The organism is Limnohabitans sp. JirII-31 (assembly GCF_002778315.1).
Classification (GTDB): Bacteria; Pseudomonadota; Gammaproteobacteria; order Burkholderiales; family Burkholderiaceae_C; genus Limnohabitans.
The window spans coordinates 120,556-137,264 of the sequence record NZ_NESA01000010.1; the positions used below are offsets into that span (position 1 = coordinate 120,556).

The 16,709-nt window shown below is 47.5% G+C and carries 14 protein-coding genes; 13 read left to right on the forward strand and 1 reads right to left on the reverse strand.

All coding sequences use genetic code 11. From position 1 onward, the window contains the following. The first annotated feature begins 2 nt into the window (after positions 1-2). From B9Z41_RS13195 to B9Z41_RS13215, 5 genes are all read left to right on the forward strand, one after another. Positions 3-1,223 carry an O-antigen ligase gene (locus B9Z41_RS13195; protein ID WP_100147532.1) on the forward strand — a complete coding sequence of 407 codons (1,221 nt, stop codon included), beginning with the start codon at positions 3-5 and terminating at the stop codon, positions 1,221-1,223. Between the two features lie 67 nt (positions 1,224-1,290). Beyond that, positions 1,291-2,508: a glycosyltransferase family 4 protein gene (locus B9Z41_RS13200; RefSeq protein WP_100147533.1), complete on the forward strand. Its 1,218-nt coding sequence runs from the start codon at positions 1,291-1,293 to the stop codon at positions 2,506-2,508. 45 nt (positions 2,509-2,553) lie between these two features. Further along, on the forward strand, positions 2,554-3,543 hold the full coding sequence (locus B9Z41_RS13205) for a glycosyltransferase family 1 protein (RefSeq protein WP_233202673.1): 990 nt from the start codon (positions 2,554-2,556) through the stop codon (positions 3,541-3,543). Between the two features lie 72 nt (positions 3,544-3,615). Further along, the gene (locus tag B9Z41_RS13210; protein WP_369823336.1) at positions 3,616-4,794 is read left to right on the forward strand and encodes a glycosyltransferase; all 1,179 of its coding nucleotides are present in this window, start codon (positions 3,616-3,618) and stop codon (positions 4,792-4,794) included. Continuing rightward, positions 4,795-5,358, forward strand: a complete 564-nt coding sequence (locus B9Z41_RS13215) for a sugar transferase (RefSeq protein WP_100147535.1) — start codon at positions 4,795-4,797, stop codon at positions 5,356-5,358. It abuts the gene before it with no gap. On the opposite strand, the gene B9Z41_RS13220 is transcribed toward B9Z41_RS13215, so the two are convergent. Continuing rightward, positions 5,350-7,350 carry a nucleoside-diphosphate sugar epimerase/dehydratase gene (locus B9Z41_RS13220; RefSeq protein ID WP_233202675.1) on the reverse strand — a complete coding sequence of 667 codons (2,001 nt, stop codon included), beginning with the start codon at positions 7,348-7,350 and terminating at the stop codon, positions 5,350-5,352. The genes B9Z41_RS13215 and B9Z41_RS13220 overlap by 9 nt on opposite strands. 774 nt (positions 7,351-8,124) lie before the next feature. Here B9Z41_RS13220 and B9Z41_RS17055 point away from each other — a divergent pair. The 8 genes from B9Z41_RS17055 to B9Z41_RS13260 all read left to right on the forward strand — a co-directional run. Continuing rightward, positions 8,125-8,421, forward strand: a complete 297-nt coding sequence (locus B9Z41_RS17055) for a hypothetical protein (RefSeq protein WP_158236177.1) — start codon at positions 8,125-8,127, stop codon at positions 8,419-8,421. 169 nt (positions 8,422-8,590) lie between these two features. Further along, complete coding sequence (locus B9Z41_RS13230) at positions 8,591-9,166, forward strand: YjbF family lipoprotein (protein ID WP_143474204.1); 576 nt, start codon at positions 8,591-8,593, stop codon at positions 9,164-9,166. Then, positions 9,163-12,045, forward strand: a complete 2,883-nt coding sequence (locus B9Z41_RS13235; protein WP_100147538.1) for a YjbH domain-containing protein — start codon at positions 9,163-9,165, stop codon at positions 12,043-12,045. Before B9Z41_RS13230 ends, B9Z41_RS13235 begins: the two co-directional genes overlap by 4 nt. A gap of 7 nt (positions 12,046-12,052) precedes the next feature. Then, positions 12,053-13,498: a mannose-1-phosphate guanylyltransferase/mannose-6-phosphate isomerase gene (locus B9Z41_RS13240; protein ID WP_100147539.1), complete on the forward strand. Its 1,446-nt coding sequence runs from the start codon at positions 12,053-12,055 to the stop codon at positions 13,496-13,498. A 249-nt stretch (positions 13,499-13,747) separates the two neighbouring features. After that, complete coding sequence (locus tag B9Z41_RS13245; RefSeq protein ID WP_233202676.1) at positions 13,748-14,626, forward strand: glycosyltransferase family 9 protein; 879 nt, start codon at positions 13,748-13,750, stop codon at positions 14,624-14,626. Between the two features lie 123 nt (positions 14,627-14,749). Then, positions 14,750-15,727, forward strand: coding sequence for a glycosyltransferase family 2 protein (locus B9Z41_RS13250; protein ID WP_158236179.1), 978 nt, complete (start codon positions 14,750-14,752; stop codon positions 15,725-15,727). Between the two features lie 16 nt (positions 15,728-15,743). Beyond that, on the forward strand, positions 15,744-16,577 hold the full coding sequence (locus B9Z41_RS13255) for a glycosyltransferase family 2 protein (protein WP_100147542.1): 834 nt from the start codon (positions 15,744-15,746) through the stop codon (positions 16,575-16,577). Further along, a partial coding sequence (locus B9Z41_RS13260) for an NAD-dependent epimerase/dehydratase family protein (protein ID WP_143474206.1) occupies positions 16,574-16,709 on the forward strand: 136 nt, incomplete at its 3' end. The genes B9Z41_RS13255 and B9Z41_RS13260, both read left to right, overlap by 4 nt.

The window sequence follows — 16,709 nt, forward strand, 5'->3', positions numbered from 1 at the left end:
ATATGAAACTTAAGAATTTTGACATTCTTATTTTTATACCAGTAATGCTGTTGCTTAGCAGTCAGACTATTGGCGAGCATTTATATATATCGCACTTTATACTTTTAATATTATTGCTCGGGGCCTTTTTCAAAGCTCTCATAAATAGAAAGCTTGCTTTACCAGCCGTTTTCACAGCATGGACGTTACTTTTTATCGCATCAATAATATTTTCATTGTGGGCTAATAGTGATTTTCAGGCGTTAAAGTATTCAAGTCAGATTCTTGTATTTTACTGTGCTGTTTTTTTTAGTTTTTTTAGACTGACGAATTACGGTGAAATAAGATCACTCTTGCATGCGTTAAGTATTGGGCTCGGATTCAATGCCATTGCTGGAGCAATTCAGACGTTTATATGGATTGCAGAAAATGGATTTGTATTGATCGCCGCGGGTGATTGGTTTAGAGTTAAGGGCTTGTGCGGATCACCCACAGATTACGTAATGCAATTAATCGCCGGGTTTTTTCTTAGTGAGTTTTTCTCTAATAGATTTGTCCGAAGCTTTGTGAAAACCTTTTACGTTGTTCTTTTAGCGTTAAGTATGTCGAGGAGTGCGCTGCTTGTATTAATATTAACATCGATAATTTACATATTTGGTTTGAACTTTAATCGATATCGAATACTTTCAATTTCCGCAATAATTTCAGCAATAATTTCTGCTTTTATATTATCTGATGCCGACCCACTGATTCTTCAGAGAATCATGGATATCGGAGATAATGATTTAAATAGTAGGCGTTTCGTGGTTATTGATGATGTGATTCAGAAATCTTTCTCAGGGTTTTGGGTGTCTATGTTTGGCAATGGATATGGAACGTATCAATTTTATAATCCTATTGCAGACGAGGTTTTTACTAATACACATAATATTTATTTGCATATTCTTTATTCTGGTGGAGTGATTGGTCTTGGTTCTTTTCTTGCTACTTTTATAGTTCTATTCGTTTATGCTATGAAATTTCGCATTGCAATGTTGAGACAACCTATTTCAAGTGAGCTACAGCGGTTTTCTTTCGCATCGCTGATATTGTTTTTTTCGGTATTACTAATAGGCAACGTAGAGACAAACATAGCGAGTGTTGGTACCGGTTGGTTGGTTGGAATGATATTTGGTATACCTTTGGTAATTCGTCGTGTAAGCCGTCAGTATTACTCAGTATTGAAGCCTGAAGTAGCAGCATGAAGTGCGAGAAAATTGAAAATCCGAGTATTTTTTATTTTGAAATGAATTCTTATTTAAGAGGTTATTCATGCATATATTAATTATAACTGATGGGATTTATCCATTTTCAATGGGTGGCTCGCATCGTCTTGTATATGAACACTGCAAGGTTTTATGTTCAATGGGACATCAGGTCACATGCATCGTGCCTGAAATTAGCAGAAAATCAAATTTTTTCATTAATGAAGGTGAATTGAGTACGGTTAAAGACTTTAAAATAATTAGATTTCCTATAAATGAAACAAATCTCTTTACTAAGCTTAAATCGCATTTTTGTAATTATCTTGCCCCAGTGGAGGCGTTAATCAGCACGAAAAGTATTGATGTTATCAACGTTCAATATCTACCAGCCCTTTTCTCATTGCGTAAATTTTTTAAAAATAATGTAATCCACTATACTTTTCATGGGCCATGGGCTGGCGAGTTCAGCTTGAGTTTTATAGGAAGATTTGAAGGTAAAAATAAACTTATAAATATATTCATGAAAAATATATTTAGTCCAATTATGTACTGGATAGTTTTTTCTTTAGAAAAATATCTTTTGCAAAAATGCTCAAAGTTTATGGTTTTGAGTAATTATACAAAAAATATTTTAAGTGAAAAGTATAATATTAAAAAAAATTCTATTGAAATTATTCCGGCTGGGGTGGACGGCGATAAATTTTTCCCAGTATATGATTCTGATTTTAGATCAAGCATTAATTCTGGTAAGAGTATAGTTTTTCTAACGGTAAGACGACTAGAAAAAAGAATGGGCTTGGATATCCTAATCAGCGCATGTGCAATTTTAAAAAAAGATTACGATGACTTCATTCTATTAATTGGTGGTCAGGGGGTGCAAATGAGTTATCTTTCTAATTTAATTACTAAATTAGGACTCGAAAATAATGTAAAGATGCTAGGATTTATTCCTGAAAATACTTTAAATAAGTATCTTTCATCTTCGGATTTGTTTATTCTTCCATCGCGTGATTTAGAAGGTTTTGGCCTTGTCGTACTAGAGTCCATGGCCTGTGGTACACCGATACTTGTTTCTCCTGAGGGAGGGCCGCCAGAGGTCGTTGCACTCTTTGACCAAGAAATGGTTTTGGCGGATTTGAATCCAGTAACAATTTCTAATAAGCTTAAAGATTTGATTTATTCTAATAAATTAAATGATGAGTATTCAAAAAAATGCATTAATTTTGTTTCGGAGCGCTATTCTTGGAAGAGGTATTCAGGTGATTATATTAATTGGATAACTTAATAAGAATGTGTAGAATTTTTCAAATTTAAAAATTCAGCAATGAAAATGAAACATCCTCGAGTAGTTTTTTATCCTGCAATTCACGGCGATGGAATTGGCACTTATATTGAAGGTATTCGTGGCATTTTAAAAGTGGATATTCTGGATGGGCCAGGTAGTATCCTCTCATTGAAAACTTTTTTTTGCCCTGTTCCGACTGGATATGATATCGTTCACGTACCTAATTTTTTGGTTCCTTTTCTGAAAAGAAAGTCAAAGGTTGTTTGTACGATTCAGGATATTATTCCAATTCTAAAGTGTGGCAATCTTAGTTTGCTAAAACGTGCGTACATGTTCTTGAGAATTTGGTGGTCATTATATTATAGTGATCATATAATATTCACATCTGAAAACACGCGGAATGACGTCCTTCGAATATTTCGAAAAGTGGGGCCTTATAGTATCATTCCGCTATCTATGGATTCCCCTTTGATTTTTAATAATGCTCCAGAGTCTCTACTTACTTTTAGTTATTGTTTTTCAGTAGGCCGTCGCAGAAATCATAAAAATACTGAAGGGATCATACGATCTTTCGCTAAGGCTGCACCACTGACGTCATTACATCTTGTTTTCGGGGGAAAAGAGGATATTGAAGATTCTAGATGGAGATCACTAGCGGATGAGCTAGGAATCAAAGACAGGGTTCATTTTTCTGGCTTTCTAAGTTCAATAGAGTTGGCCACTTATTATGCCAATGCTTCTTCGTTACTATTTCCTTCTCTTTATGAGGGATTCGGGCTTCCTATTCTCGAAGCTATGAGTTATGGATGCCCAGTAATTACTTCTAAAACTTCATCAATGCCCGAAGTTGCAGGCGGAGCTGCCATTCTTGTTGATCCATTAAATTATGATGAGATCGCTGAGTCTATAGTGTTAATTGAAAAGGATTCGGTTTTACGCGCTAAATTGATTTCATTAGGATTTGAAAATTGCAAGAAATATTCTTGGGAGAAGGTGGCGGAAGCGACTTCTTTTGTGTATCGTAATATTTCTTAAATGATGTAGAAATAAAACACCATCTTTAAATTTAAAAAATCATTTTGTAAACGTTTGACATAAAGTGTATCTATGAGCATTAAAGTACTGCACGTTTATCGTACATATTTCCCTGATCCACCAGGTGGCGTTCAAGAAGCAATTAGACAAATTACTGGCGCATCAAAGTTGCATGGTATTAATTCTCGAATATTTACCCTTTCACCAAATCCAAGTCCCCGCCAAATTGAAAAAAATGAGTGTGTTATTACTCGTTCACGTTCATGGTTAGCACCTGCGTCTTGTGACATTGGCGGTTTTGACGCTTTGGCTAGATTTCGATCTGAAGTTGATTGGGCTGACTTAATTAACTACCATTTTCCATGGCCATTTGCAGATGTTTTGCACTTTATGTCATTGGTTAATAAACCTGCAGTTTTGACTTATCACTCCGATATTGTCAGGCAGCGTTTACTTGGAAAATTTTATGAGCCGCTTATGCGGCGCATGCTTCGTTCGATGGCCGCAGTAGTCGCTACATCACCAGCTTATGCTCAAACAAGTAAGGTTCTCCAAAATTTTGTCTCACCTGAAAGATTGAAAATTATTCCATTGGGCATTACTGATTACCGCGATAAAAGTATTGACGCTGATCTAGAGAATAAATTATTCGATAAGTTTTCGTTGCGAGATAAACCGTTTGTATTGGCGCTAGGTGCAATGCGGTACTATAAAGGCTTTCATACATTGGTTGAGGCTGCTTCACGCATTAACGGTACTATCATAATCGCTGGGTCTGGACCTGAGGAGATACATCTAAGAAAATTAGCGACTGATAAGGGGGTAAATAATGTTCTTTTTGTAGGTCAAATTTCTGATGATGAGAAACTCTTTTTCTTGAAAAATTGTAGTATTTTTGCCTTGCCTTCACATTTGCGCTCAGAAGCATTTGGAATGGTTTTGATAGAAGCTTCAATGTTTGGAAAGCCCATGGTTTGTTGCGAGATTGGTTCGGGCACTTCCTATGTAAATATTCATAATCAAACTGGCTTTGTAGTCCTTCCAGAGTCTCCGGATCTTTTTGCTGAGGCTGTTAATTTATTGATCTCAAGTGAAGAATTGGCGTGCAAAATGGGTATGTCAGCACGGAGACGCTTCGAAGAGTTCTTTTCTGGTGAGGCTTTAGGCGCGGCATACTCGATGTTATACAACAGAGTACTTTCTTTATCAGCATTAGACCAATCGCCTCTTATGCTCCAAAAAAGGGAATAAATGCTAAAGAGAACATTTGATTTGCTAGTAATTTTTCTTTCTGTTACTTTCCTCGCGATTCCAATACTTTTCTTGACTATATTGGTGCGTTTGACTTCCAAGGGGCCCGCTCTGTATTGGTCAGATCGTGTAGGCCGAAATAACGTAGTTTTTAAAATGCCGAAATTTCGAAGCATGCGTGTGGGCACACCGGCTGTAGCCACTCATTTATTGACAAATCCAAATGCATATCTAACGCCGATTGGTTCATTTTTACGAAAAAGCAGTTTGGATGAATTGCCCCAACTATGGAGTATCTTGAAGGGTGACATGAGTGTTGTTGGACCTCGCCCGGCGCTTTTTAATCAGCAAGATTTGATTGCATTGCGTACAGAACATGGTGTTGATCAACTGGTTCCGGGCCTCACCGGTTGGGCGCAAGTGAATGGCCGCGATGAATTGCCGATCCATGAAAAGGTGAAGCTGGATGTTGTGTATCTACAGCGCCAATCGTTATGGTTCGATTTGCGCATTTTGTGGTTGACCTTTGTGAAGGTACTCAAGCGCGACGGTGTGTCACATTAACAAGTCTTCGTTACCGCATTGCGGCGCAAACTCTGTCACCGTGTTTTGCAGTAGTTCACGCAATAGGGGACTGTTGTTAACTTGACACGCACTTTCTATTTTGTGCATCAGTTGCTGAATGGTTTCAAGCGCTAGCATTTGTTCATTAGCGCGCTGAATACGCGGATGCCGTGTTGGCGTGACGTTATCGCCAATCAGCAGCTCTTCATACAGTTTTTCACCGGGGCGTAGCCCGCTGAAAACAATCTCAATATCGCCCGCTAGGTTGGCCTCGTCGCGCAGGGTCAAGCCACTGAGGTGCACCATTCTTCGGGCCATGTCTAATATTTTTACAGGTTCCCCCATGTCCAGCACAAACACATCACCACCGTGGCCCATGGCACCGGCTTGAATGACCAACTGCGCGGCTTCAGGGATGGTCATGAAGTAGCGAATGATGCGAGGGTCGGTCACGGTAATTGGCCCCCCATTTTTAATTTGTTCTCTAAACACCGGCACCACAGAGCCTGAAGAGCCTAGCACATTGCCAAAGCGCACCATGACAAACCGCGTGGGGCCAAAGGCTTCTTGTGCCAGAGCTTGTAATGCCAACTCGGCCACACGTTTGGTGGTGCCCATGGTGTTGGTGGGGCGCACGGCTTTGTCGGTAGACACCAACACAAAGGTTTCTACCTTGTTGTCGCGCGCTGCGCGAGCGGTATGCCAGGTGCCCAAGATGTTGTTGAACGCCCCAGCGCAAGGGTTCTTCTCCACCATGGGCACGTGCTTGTAGGCGGCCGCATGAAAAACCGTTTCAACGCCAAAGCGTTCAAACACCAAGGCTAGTTTGGAAGGGTCCGTAACAGAGCCCAAGATAGGCTGAATGTTTTTACTGACAGGGATAGGCAATGACAGTAGCTCTTGCTCAATGCTGTAAAGCGCAAATTCATTGAGCTCGTACAACACCAACACCCGAGGGTATTGCGCCAGTATTTGACGGCACAACTCAGACCCAATAGAGCCGCCTGCGCCAGTCACCATCACTGCTTTGCCCGTGATGTTGGCTTTGAGCAGGGTGGGGTCTGGTGGCACAGGGTCGCGGCCCAGCAGGTCTTCAATTTCTACATCTCGCAAGTCCGATGTTTTGACCTTGCCTTCTGCCAAAGACGCCACACCAGGCAAGGTGCGCACTTGCACTGGCAGTTTTTCGAGTTCTTGGATGATGCGGTTGCGCTCTGCCCGCGAGGTAGACGGAATGGCCAGTAGCACTTCGGTGGCGCGTTCACGTTGAATCAACTCTGCCATGTCTTGGCGGGCATAAACGGTGAGGCCTGCAATTTGTTTGTGGTGCAGTTTGGCGTCGTCGTCCACAAAGGCTACGGGTTGCATTTCGCGGCTGTGCGCTAAGGCCAGTGCCAATTGCACACCCGCAGAGCCCGCCCCAAAAATGATGGTGCGCTTGCGTGTGTTGTGGCCTGGGTGATGGTTTTGCGCTTGTGACAACCATTGGCGTGCCACGGTGCGTGAGGCACCAATCAGCAGCAGCGTCAGCAAGCCATGTATCCATGGCACCGAGCGCGGCACGTCTTGCAGCGTCAGCACAAACACCGTGGCTGATAAAAGCATGGTGTACACAGCCACAGCCTTGGCAATGGCCACAATGGCTTGCAAGCCCACATAGCGCATGACGGCTCGGTAGAGGCCAAACCGCAAAAAGAGGGGTAAGGCCAGAACAGGCGCTGCCAGCATCAGCTGGGCCAAAGAGGTAGTGGGTACCCAGAGGCTTTCAAACCGCACAGCCATGGCTAAATACAGACTGACCTCAAGTGCCGCGATGTCTGACAGCACGATCAAGGCTTGCTTGCCAAGGCGCGGCATGGCGAGCGCGTGCTGACCAAAGCTGAACGCAACAGGTGGTGCAAGTTGAAGTGCCAATGCAAGCAACGCCGCTACAGCAAGAGCGGCCCAAATGCCTTGCATGTTGTTGTTTGTGTCAATGAGCTGAGTTGACACAAAGGGGCGTGTTTCGTTAGGCGCGTAGCAACGTACCGAAAGGCCCTTGTTGGCAGACTGTTGGGCACTTTGTAGGCAAGCTTGTTGGGCAACAAGCTTGGAATTGGACTCATATTGCGCAATGCCGTTTGGCAAAAGCGCAGAGTAGTTGGCAATCGGTTTGCCAGACAACAGATCGGCTTCTTGAGGTGTTAAGTGTGTGGTGCAACTGCTGGCCGCAGTGTCGCAAGTACTGCATGCGCTGTGAATGCTGAATGCAATGTTTTTGAGTGTTTCATCGCATGATGCAGATGTTGTGGTGGCACGTACAAGAATGGTAGTAACTAGATCGTCGTTGGTAATTTTGACGACGGGGTAATGTTCTTGCGACTGTTGGAACACTGCCAGCATGGCAAACACTGTCGCCAAAACGCCTAGAGCTAAGGCTTTCCAATTGCGCGAAAGAAAAGACAAAAGCATTGTTTTTATGAATAGAGGGTAAGGTTGCTGCAAATAGTTGGCAGTCTGATTATGACTTCTTGATTAAACAATCTTTTTTCAATGATGATCTTGTTTGATTTGACAGATAAATGTTCTAAAACTAATCATAAATTTGTATTTTTAAGTTGCATGCACTTTGAAAATAGTCACTGTTTAACTGCTTCATTTGCTTTTTAAAATGCACAAATTGGGGTATATTAGATCTCATATCGTTTTGAAAAGTGAGTCTGTGTCTTGCTTTTTGCGGTAAACCTCATTGAGGGCGCTCATCAACCAACTTTGTCTGGAAATGCTATGAAAAAATTCACTGCTTTATTGCTCTCGGTTAGCTTGGCTTTATCGTCTGTAGCATTTGCACAAACCCAATCGGGTGCTGCGGGTGGCGCGGGCGCTGGGGGTGCTAGCGCAGGTGCAGCAGGTGCCGCAGGCGCGGGTGCAGGCGCAGGTGCCGCTGCGGCAGGTGCAGCAGCAGCAGGCGTGTCGGTGGGGGTGGTTGCAGCCGTTGCAGCTGCGGTGGCTGTTGTTGCTGCGGTCATAGCTAACAAAGACGACACGAATACCAATACGAATACCAACACGAATACGCAGTAAAAATTTACTTTGAAAGCAAAACTAAGCGCCCTGCGGGGCGCTTAGTTTTTTGGGTCATTTTTTAGAAAGCTTAGCGTTGCCAGTTCTGCGTTGTTACAAACTTCTTGGGTGGTGTGTTTGTATATTGGTTTTAGCTGCATGTCGGGGTAACAACCCAGTGACTGAAACAATGTCTACCTTGCTTCCTAAGAGTGCGCAAATTAAACCGTACAAACCAGGTTTTGAATATCTCGCTGTTTCGTTAGATGGCCGCGCCAGTGTGATGGCGCTGGGCGAACGCAGCGTGCAAGGCAGCGGTGAAAGTCGCCATGTGCATGAGTATTGGTATACCGGCCAAGGCGAAATGCTCTATCTTGTGGATGGCCGTATACAACAGGTGTTGGGTTTTACACACGAATGGCGTGGACAAACTAGCATGCCACCGACATGGGACGCTGTGCTCAACAACACCCGAGAGCTGTCTTGGCGGCGCGTGTTGGATGTGATGCCAGGCTACCGCTACAACCTGATAGACACCATTACCACCTACAAAACCACAGCGCCTCAACGCTTGCCCGACGGCGTGAGCCCGCAAGCGCAGTGGGTAGCCGACTTGGTAAGCAGCAAAGGCGATGATGGGCTGGAGTGGTGGTACTTGCAAAAGTTTGTTTTGCTAGATGGCCGTGTGGTGTACAGCGAGCAGTGTGTTGCCAAGGCTTTGTGCTTGGCTTTGCGCCCCTTGGGTGTGGTGGTGCCTGCCAAATGAACGATAAGTCATACGGATTTTTAATAGCCGCAGTGTTGACCCTGCTGAGTTTGCAAGTCAGAGCGCAATCACCTGTAGCCTTGCACGCAGAGGTGCAACAGCCACAACGTTTGAGCCACTGGTTGGCCAACCAAATCCCTGTGCCTGACGTTTACCCCTTGGCCACGATGTGGCAGACATCAGAGGAAAAGACCAGACAAGAGCGCGTTTACCTAGCACTAGGCGATTCGTTGAATGTTTTGTTGCAGCGAGGGTTGATCAGCTCTGCGGCTTATGCTGGGTTGCAAAAAAACTTGGCAGCCATGCCACCAACGGGGCGTGTGCCGGTTGCTATCGCTGAGCCCAAATGGCTAGAGGCCTACCCACGCAAAGACCCACTGTTACAAGTGGGTGACCATGTAACCGTGCTACAGCGCCCCATCAGTTTGCGTGTGATGGCCGATGATGGCCGCGTGTGCGAAATACCCCACCGCGAAGGCCTGCAAGTATTGCACTACGTACGCGCGTGCATGGGGGCTGATGCCTATGGTTCTTGGGCCTGGGTGGTGCAGCCCGATGGGCGTGTGCAACGTGTTGGGCTAGACCTGTGGAACATGGCTGAGCAAGACCAGCCTGCGCCAGGAGCTTGGCTATGGGTGCCCCAGCGTGGCAGCCAACTGCCAGAGGCTTTCAGCCTAGGCTGGGCCGAGTGGCTGGCCACACAGGGCGTATCGACCCGTGTGCCTTTGCATGTGATGCATGCGCCTTCGCGTCAGGCCTACCCTGCGGCTGCGCAAGATAGTCTGTTTGATTTGCAAGGCCATCACGCGCAGCCACAGCCCACAGCCAGCAATTGGGGCAACGTGGGCTTGTTGCAAACACCCACAGCACGCATGCAACAGCCCGGCTATTTTGGCTGGACGGTGCACCGAACCTGGCCCTACCAAAACAACAACATTTTTTTTCAGCCTACCGATTGGTTAGAGGCTGGGTTTCGTTACACAGACACATCGAACCGTTTGTATGGGTCAGAGGCATTCAGCGGCAACTTACCCTACAAAGACAAAAGTTTTGATGTCAAAGCGCGTGCGCTGAAAGAGTCTGATGGCTTGCCCGAGTTAGCAGTGGGCTTGCGCGATGTGGGTGGCACAGGCTTATATAGCTCGGAATATGTGGTGGCCAGCAAGCGCACTGGGCGCTTGGACTGGTCACTCGGCATGGGTTGGGGCTATTTAGGAGGACGCGGTAACTTGAGTAACCCGTTGAGCCGAGTGCTTGGGCAGCGTATGGACACCCGGGTTAGCGATACGGGTCAAGGCGGTACGTTTTCAACTGGCAGTTGGTTTCACGGGCCTGCGGCTTTGTTTGGTGGCGTCGAGTACCAAACGCCGTGGAACTTCAACGTGAAGCTGGAGTACGACGGTAACAACTACCAGCACGAACCGCAAAGCAATAACTTGCCAGTGGCCTCGCCTTTCAACTGGGCCATCGTGTATCGCCCTTTGAAGGGTTTGGATGTGTCCATGGGCGTGGAGCGTGGCAACACGTGGTCGATGGGTTTCACGTTTTATGTGGACATGGCGGGCATCAACATGCCCAAGGTGACCGACCCCGCGCGCCCCGCGGTGCAACTGATACGCCCCAAGGCCGAGCCCAACTGGCAAGACACGGCCAAAGACCTGTCGGCATACACCTTGTGGGACGTGCAGCAGGTGTACCGAACGCCAGACACCGTGGTGGTCGACGCTCGCAACTCGTACAACGTGTACAACCAAGAGCGCTTGGACAAAGCGGTGGCCGTGTTGAACCGCGATGCGCCCGAGGGCGTTGAGAACTTTGAAATCCACCATCACAAGGTGGGTGATGTGTTGGCGGTAGAAAAGGTCAATCGCAGCGAATGGGTCACGCAACAAACACAGCCTGCACGCACGCAAGAGCCCGTGCTGCCGGTGCAACCGGTGTACGAGGTGCAGACCACCGCTGAGCGAAAACCACTGTTGCCAGACAAGCCGCTGAACTATTGGGTGGAGCCAGGCGTGGACTTGGTGCAAACCATAGGCGGACCCGATGGCTACCTGTACCAGTTCAGCGGTGCCTTGTGGATGGGGCTGGAGATGCCATGGAATGTCAAGGCCAACAGCACTTTGCGCATGCGCTTGAGTGACAACTACGAGAAGTTCACGCCCGGCTGGTCTTACATGCCGCAGGTGCGCACACAGATTGCCGAGTATTTGAAAACCTCTAAGTTCACCGTCGACAGCTTGACCTTGAGCAAGTCTGAACGCTTGGGCTCCAATTGGTATGCCGCAGGCTATGTGGGTTATTTTGAGATGATGTTTGGCGGTGTGGGCGGCGAGGTGTTGTACCGCCAACCCGGCAGCCGTTGGGCGGCGGGGCTGGATGTCAACCACGTGCAGCAACGCAGCTTTGCCCAAGACTTCAGCTTCAGAGACTACAAAATCAACACGGGGCACTTAACGGGGTATTGGGTCACGCCGTTTGAAGGGGTGCATGCTGCGTTGAGCGTGGGCCAGTACTTGGCGGGTGACCGTGGGGCCACGATGTCGGTGTCGAAGGTGTTTCGCAACGGCTCCAGCCTGAGCGCTTATGCCACCAAAACCAACGTGCCTGCTGCCGTGTTTGGCGAAGGCTCGTTTGACAAAGGCATTGCCTGGACCATTCCGTTTGACGCCTTCTTAACTAGCAGCAGCCGTTACGCTGCCGGCTGGAGCTGGAAGCCTTTGTTGCGTGACGGCGGTGCGCGTGTGACGCGCCCCGTCAACTTATTTGCCGATACCTCTTGGGTGTCACCCGTGGCGAAGGCCTATAGTCCTGCCAAGCCACCCAACGATCGTGTGGCACCCGATGACCGAGTGGAAGAATATCAACGCGTGAGGTAAGACTCAGATGTCTACATTAATCCCTGTAGTGCTGTCGGGCGGCAGCGGTTCTCGTTTGTGGCCTTTGTCGCGTGCGCTACGACCCAAGCAGTTCTTGTCGATCACCGATGAAGCCACTTTGTTTCAGCTCACGTTGCAACGCTTGCAGGGCATACAGGGCGGTGGCGAGGCCATGCGTCCGATTGTGGTGGCCAACGATGACCACCGTTTTTTAGCAGGTGAGCAGTGTCGCGAAGTAGGCGTGACCCCCTTGGCTATATTGTTGGAGCCTGTGGCACGCAACACGGCACCTGCCATTGCAGCCGCTGCGTTTGCGGCGCAAGCTCTGGTGGCCAATGCAGGTGACGACCCGGTATTGTTGGTGTTGCCCTCAGACCATGTGTTCAGCAATGTGCCTGCGTTTCACCACGCTGTGCGCGTTGGCCTACAGGCCGCACAAGCGGGTGCATTGGTGACATTTGGCATTGTGCCCACGCATGCCGAGACGGGCTATGGCTATGTGCAAGCGCGCGAACCACTGAGCGCGAACCAAGCGGTGCCTGTGTCGCGCTTTGTGGAGAAGCCCGATTTGCTAACCGCACAAGCCTATGTGGACGATGGCAGTTACACCTGGAACAGCGGCATGTTCATGTTCAAGGCCTCGGTGTTTTTGCAAGAGCTGGCCAAGACCGATGCCGCCATGTACAAGTCCTGCGAAGCTGCATGGACGGATGCGAAAAAAGATTTGGAGTTTGTGCGTTTAGACAAAGCTGCGTTTGCGTCGTCGCCTTCCAATTCGGTGGACTACGCGGTGATGGAGAAAACCGACAAAGCTGTGGTGGTGCCGTTGGATGCGGGTTGGAACGATGTGGGGGCTTGGTCTGCCGTGTGGCAAGTGTTGCCACAAGATGCGCAAGGCAATGCCCAGCGTGGTGACGTGGTGCTTGAGGGCACCACGGGCAGCTATGTGCATGCAGACAGTCGCCTGGTGGCTTTAATTGGCGTGCAAGACTTGGTGGTGGTGGAAACCTCTGACGCGGTGTTGGTGGTGCACAAAGACAAGACCCAAGACGTTAAAAAAGTGGTGGACCAGCTCAAGGCCAGCAAGCGGCCAGAAACTGAACAACACCGAGAGGTGTTTCGCCCATGGGGTTCTTACGACTCGGTCGACCAGGGTGGGCGTTTTCAAGTCAAACGCATCAAGGTGAACCCAGGCGCCAAGTTGTCGCTGCAAATGCACCATCACCGCGCCGAGCATTGGGTGGTGGTGACTGGGACAGCCAAGGTGCGATTAGGTGACGACTACCGATTGGTGACAGAAAACGAATCGGTCTACATACCAGTGGGAACGGTGCACTCGCTGGAGAACCCAGGCAAAGTGCCATTACATTTGATTGAGGTGCAGTCGGGCTCGTACTTGGGTGAGGACGACATTGTGCGTATGGAAGACTTGTATGGGCGGGCTCAGTCCTGAGGCATTTTGAAATTTTTTGAAAATTATGCTCGTGCACTTCATGTGCCGCCACATGGGCGACCTGTGCCATCGAACGCAGAAGACTTTGTCCGCTCACACTCTTTGGTGGTCCGTGTTTGGCGAAGGTTCAAACGAGATTTGGCGCTGCTGCTTACGCAGCAGTTTTGGTTTTTGAGGCCTCACATACCAAACCAGGCAAGCCGTGTGCTTTATGTCTATCTGGGTACGCCTCAGTTAGGTGACTCCATCATGGATTTGTCGAGTCGACAACTTTGGTCAACGCGCGCTCTGCGCGTTGACATGTTGACCCATCCAAGTATCTCGGCAATGTATCAAGGAGATCCCGCATTTGACCGGGTATTTGATGACCGACGACAGCTTCGGCACGACTACGATTTTGTCGTGTTGCAGTCTTACAGCTGGAAATGTTTGAAGGTGAAGTGGCGATATTTCTTTTTTAAGCAATTCCTGTCTTTGCACGGACATTATTTTGGATGCGAATTCAACCGCTTGGAGTTTGCTAATGATGCCTGGCGTGCGGCATTTTGCATGCCTGCTGATGCAGCGCCAGGGCAACCTGAATCTGTGTTTCGACTATCACTAGATCACTCGGAGCAAACCCGGGAGCCTAAAACGATTGCCTTAGGTATTGGGGGGGTTGTCCCATGGCGAACCTATCCGCATTGGGCGGCTGTGCTGCACTTCTTAAAAATACAGTACCCAGAAATTCAATGGATACTGCTTGGGACAGCCAACGGTCGAGACATGGCGCAAGAGATTGCAAGATCTTTTTCCGGTGATGAAAAGTCACTCAATTTGGTGGATGCGTTGCCGTTGGACCATGTCTTTGCGCGGCTACAGCGAGTCACGCTACTGTTGACGGCCGATGGTGGCCTCTTGCATTTAGGCAAGGCGGCTAAAGTCCCGATCGTGGCATTGTTTGCTGGAGCGATTCATCCCCGTATGCGTTTTTGTGAGTCAGATGCCGCTCATGTCATTCATGCACGAGCGCGTGTGTCGGACATCCCTGCTGAACGAATTGCTTGCATAGTGCAGCAATGTGTGGAGCAACACCTAGAATCGCTACACACGAGTTACCTCAATGATGAGCCTAACTGTTCTGTTTAGTAAAGCGAAAGCTGTTTATTGGCTATGTAGGTATCGAGGAAGACCCATGAGGGAAGTGTTAAAAACCAATCAATATCCTACGGAAACCTTCTTTTTTGATCAATTTGGTGGGGAGGTCATCGCGTGAAAGACTTGCTTAGTATATTTATTCCTACCTATAACCGGTGGGGGATCTTGGAAAAAACACTGGAACGAACGCTTGAGAGTATCTCGGGGGATGTTCGTGTTGTTGTTGTTGACAACGACTCCAATCCAAATGGCAAAGAGAAGGTTGAAGCTGTTATAGCCAAGTATCCAAACGTTGATTGTCGCATCATTAAAAACGATGCGAACCTAGGTGCTGACGGCAATGTATTGCGTTGTTTCGAGCTGTGCAAAACTCCCTATGTGATGGTGCTCGGTGATGATGATTACCTTGTGTCAGATTTCTTGCAGAAAATAAAAAAGTTTTTTGTCTCAAATCACGATATTGGTTTTATCAGCTTTCAAGTCCCGAGGCGGTATGCAAAGTTTGTGCAGAGAGACGAGGCTTTCAACTCGCCTTACGACATGTTGCAGGTTAGTGCCAACTGGGCGGAAATGCTTTTTGTCTCCACAAGTATTTTCAAAAAAGATTTAGTGATGCTTGGATTGGAGCAAGGGCAAAGGCATCAGTTGACCTGCTCCGCGCATTTGATTGCTTTGTTCAAAGGGTGGGATGCTGCGCAACAACTTGACCCAAACCGTAGCTATGAGTTTGTTTTAGCGTCTGACGTCATCATTGATTCCGGTGGCCATGCCGCGGACCACCGGTCTTATAGCTTGATGGGAGTTTTGAAAGGGTTGTCGGTTGTACGGTCTGTGTTCATTACTGAACCACAAGCCTCGGTAGTCCGCAAGTCGATTCGAGGGGCTACGCGTTATATCTTTAAACCGAGAGTATTGGTGAAAGACTTTTTCTACTACACCCTAGAGTTTGGATTTCTTCAAGCTTGGCGGCAGTTGTGTAGATCCAGATTTGACTTAATGTATCTAATTGGCTTGAGAAGTTTTTGGTACCGCCCCTATTTACACATCACGGTACTCATGGTGGGTGCTTGGCATACTGTTTTTAAAAAATAAACTACGAATCGAAAAAATGTTAAGCATCATCGTTGCCGTTCACAATCAACTGCGCATGAACCAAATCTTCTGGGAATATTTGTGTGCCAATACAGAAGGCGACTGGGAGTTGATCGTCGTCGATAATTTGTCAACGGATGGCAGCCGTGAATTTTTTCAAAGCGTTGGAGTGCGGGTTATCGCCAATCCCGGAAATTACTCTTACCCATATTGCCAAAACTTAGGTATTGCAATCGCTAAGGGTGAATACTTGGCTTTTCTAAACAACGATGTGATTGTTCCCAAAGCCTGGAATACCCGACTGGTTTCATCCATGCGGCATAACCATTTGGATGTTCTCACCTCTTGTGGCATTGAAAAGGTTGAAACCAAATCGGCTACTAAGCGTTTACGTCGGCGCTGGCGTTGGATCAAAGGTTTAGCCTTATTGTTTCTGGGCAAGTCTCAATACTCTTTGAGAAAAATGCATCGTTGGATGTATGGTGATTGGGCTGCGTTTTGTCAAAAACGTGCCGACAGATTTAGTCTTCAAGTGACAGAAGGTTTTGTCGGTAACACAGTCATGATGTCTCGCCGCGCGATTGAATTAATTGGACTTTGGGATGCGCGAATTCAAGCGGCAGACTTTGATTTGTATTTGCGCGCCAAAGAACGCGCACGTAGTCATGGTGATATCAAGCCTATGCACATTGCATTAGATGTTTTTGTACACCATTACATTCGACTGACCTTGAATGAGGCGTACCCTCCTTTTGTTGATGGCGACCAATTGATTAGCTTAGAAGATAAATGGGATGCCACGGCGCTGGCAGTTTTGAAGAACCTCAACGAAGACCACGCATTGGTATGACCCTCCTCGTCACCGGCTGCGCCGGCTTCATCGGCAGCAACTTTGTTCACACTTGGTTGGCCAGTTCCAACGAAACCATCGTCAACCTCGACAAACTCACCTACGCGGGCAACTTGGCCAACTTGGAGGCGC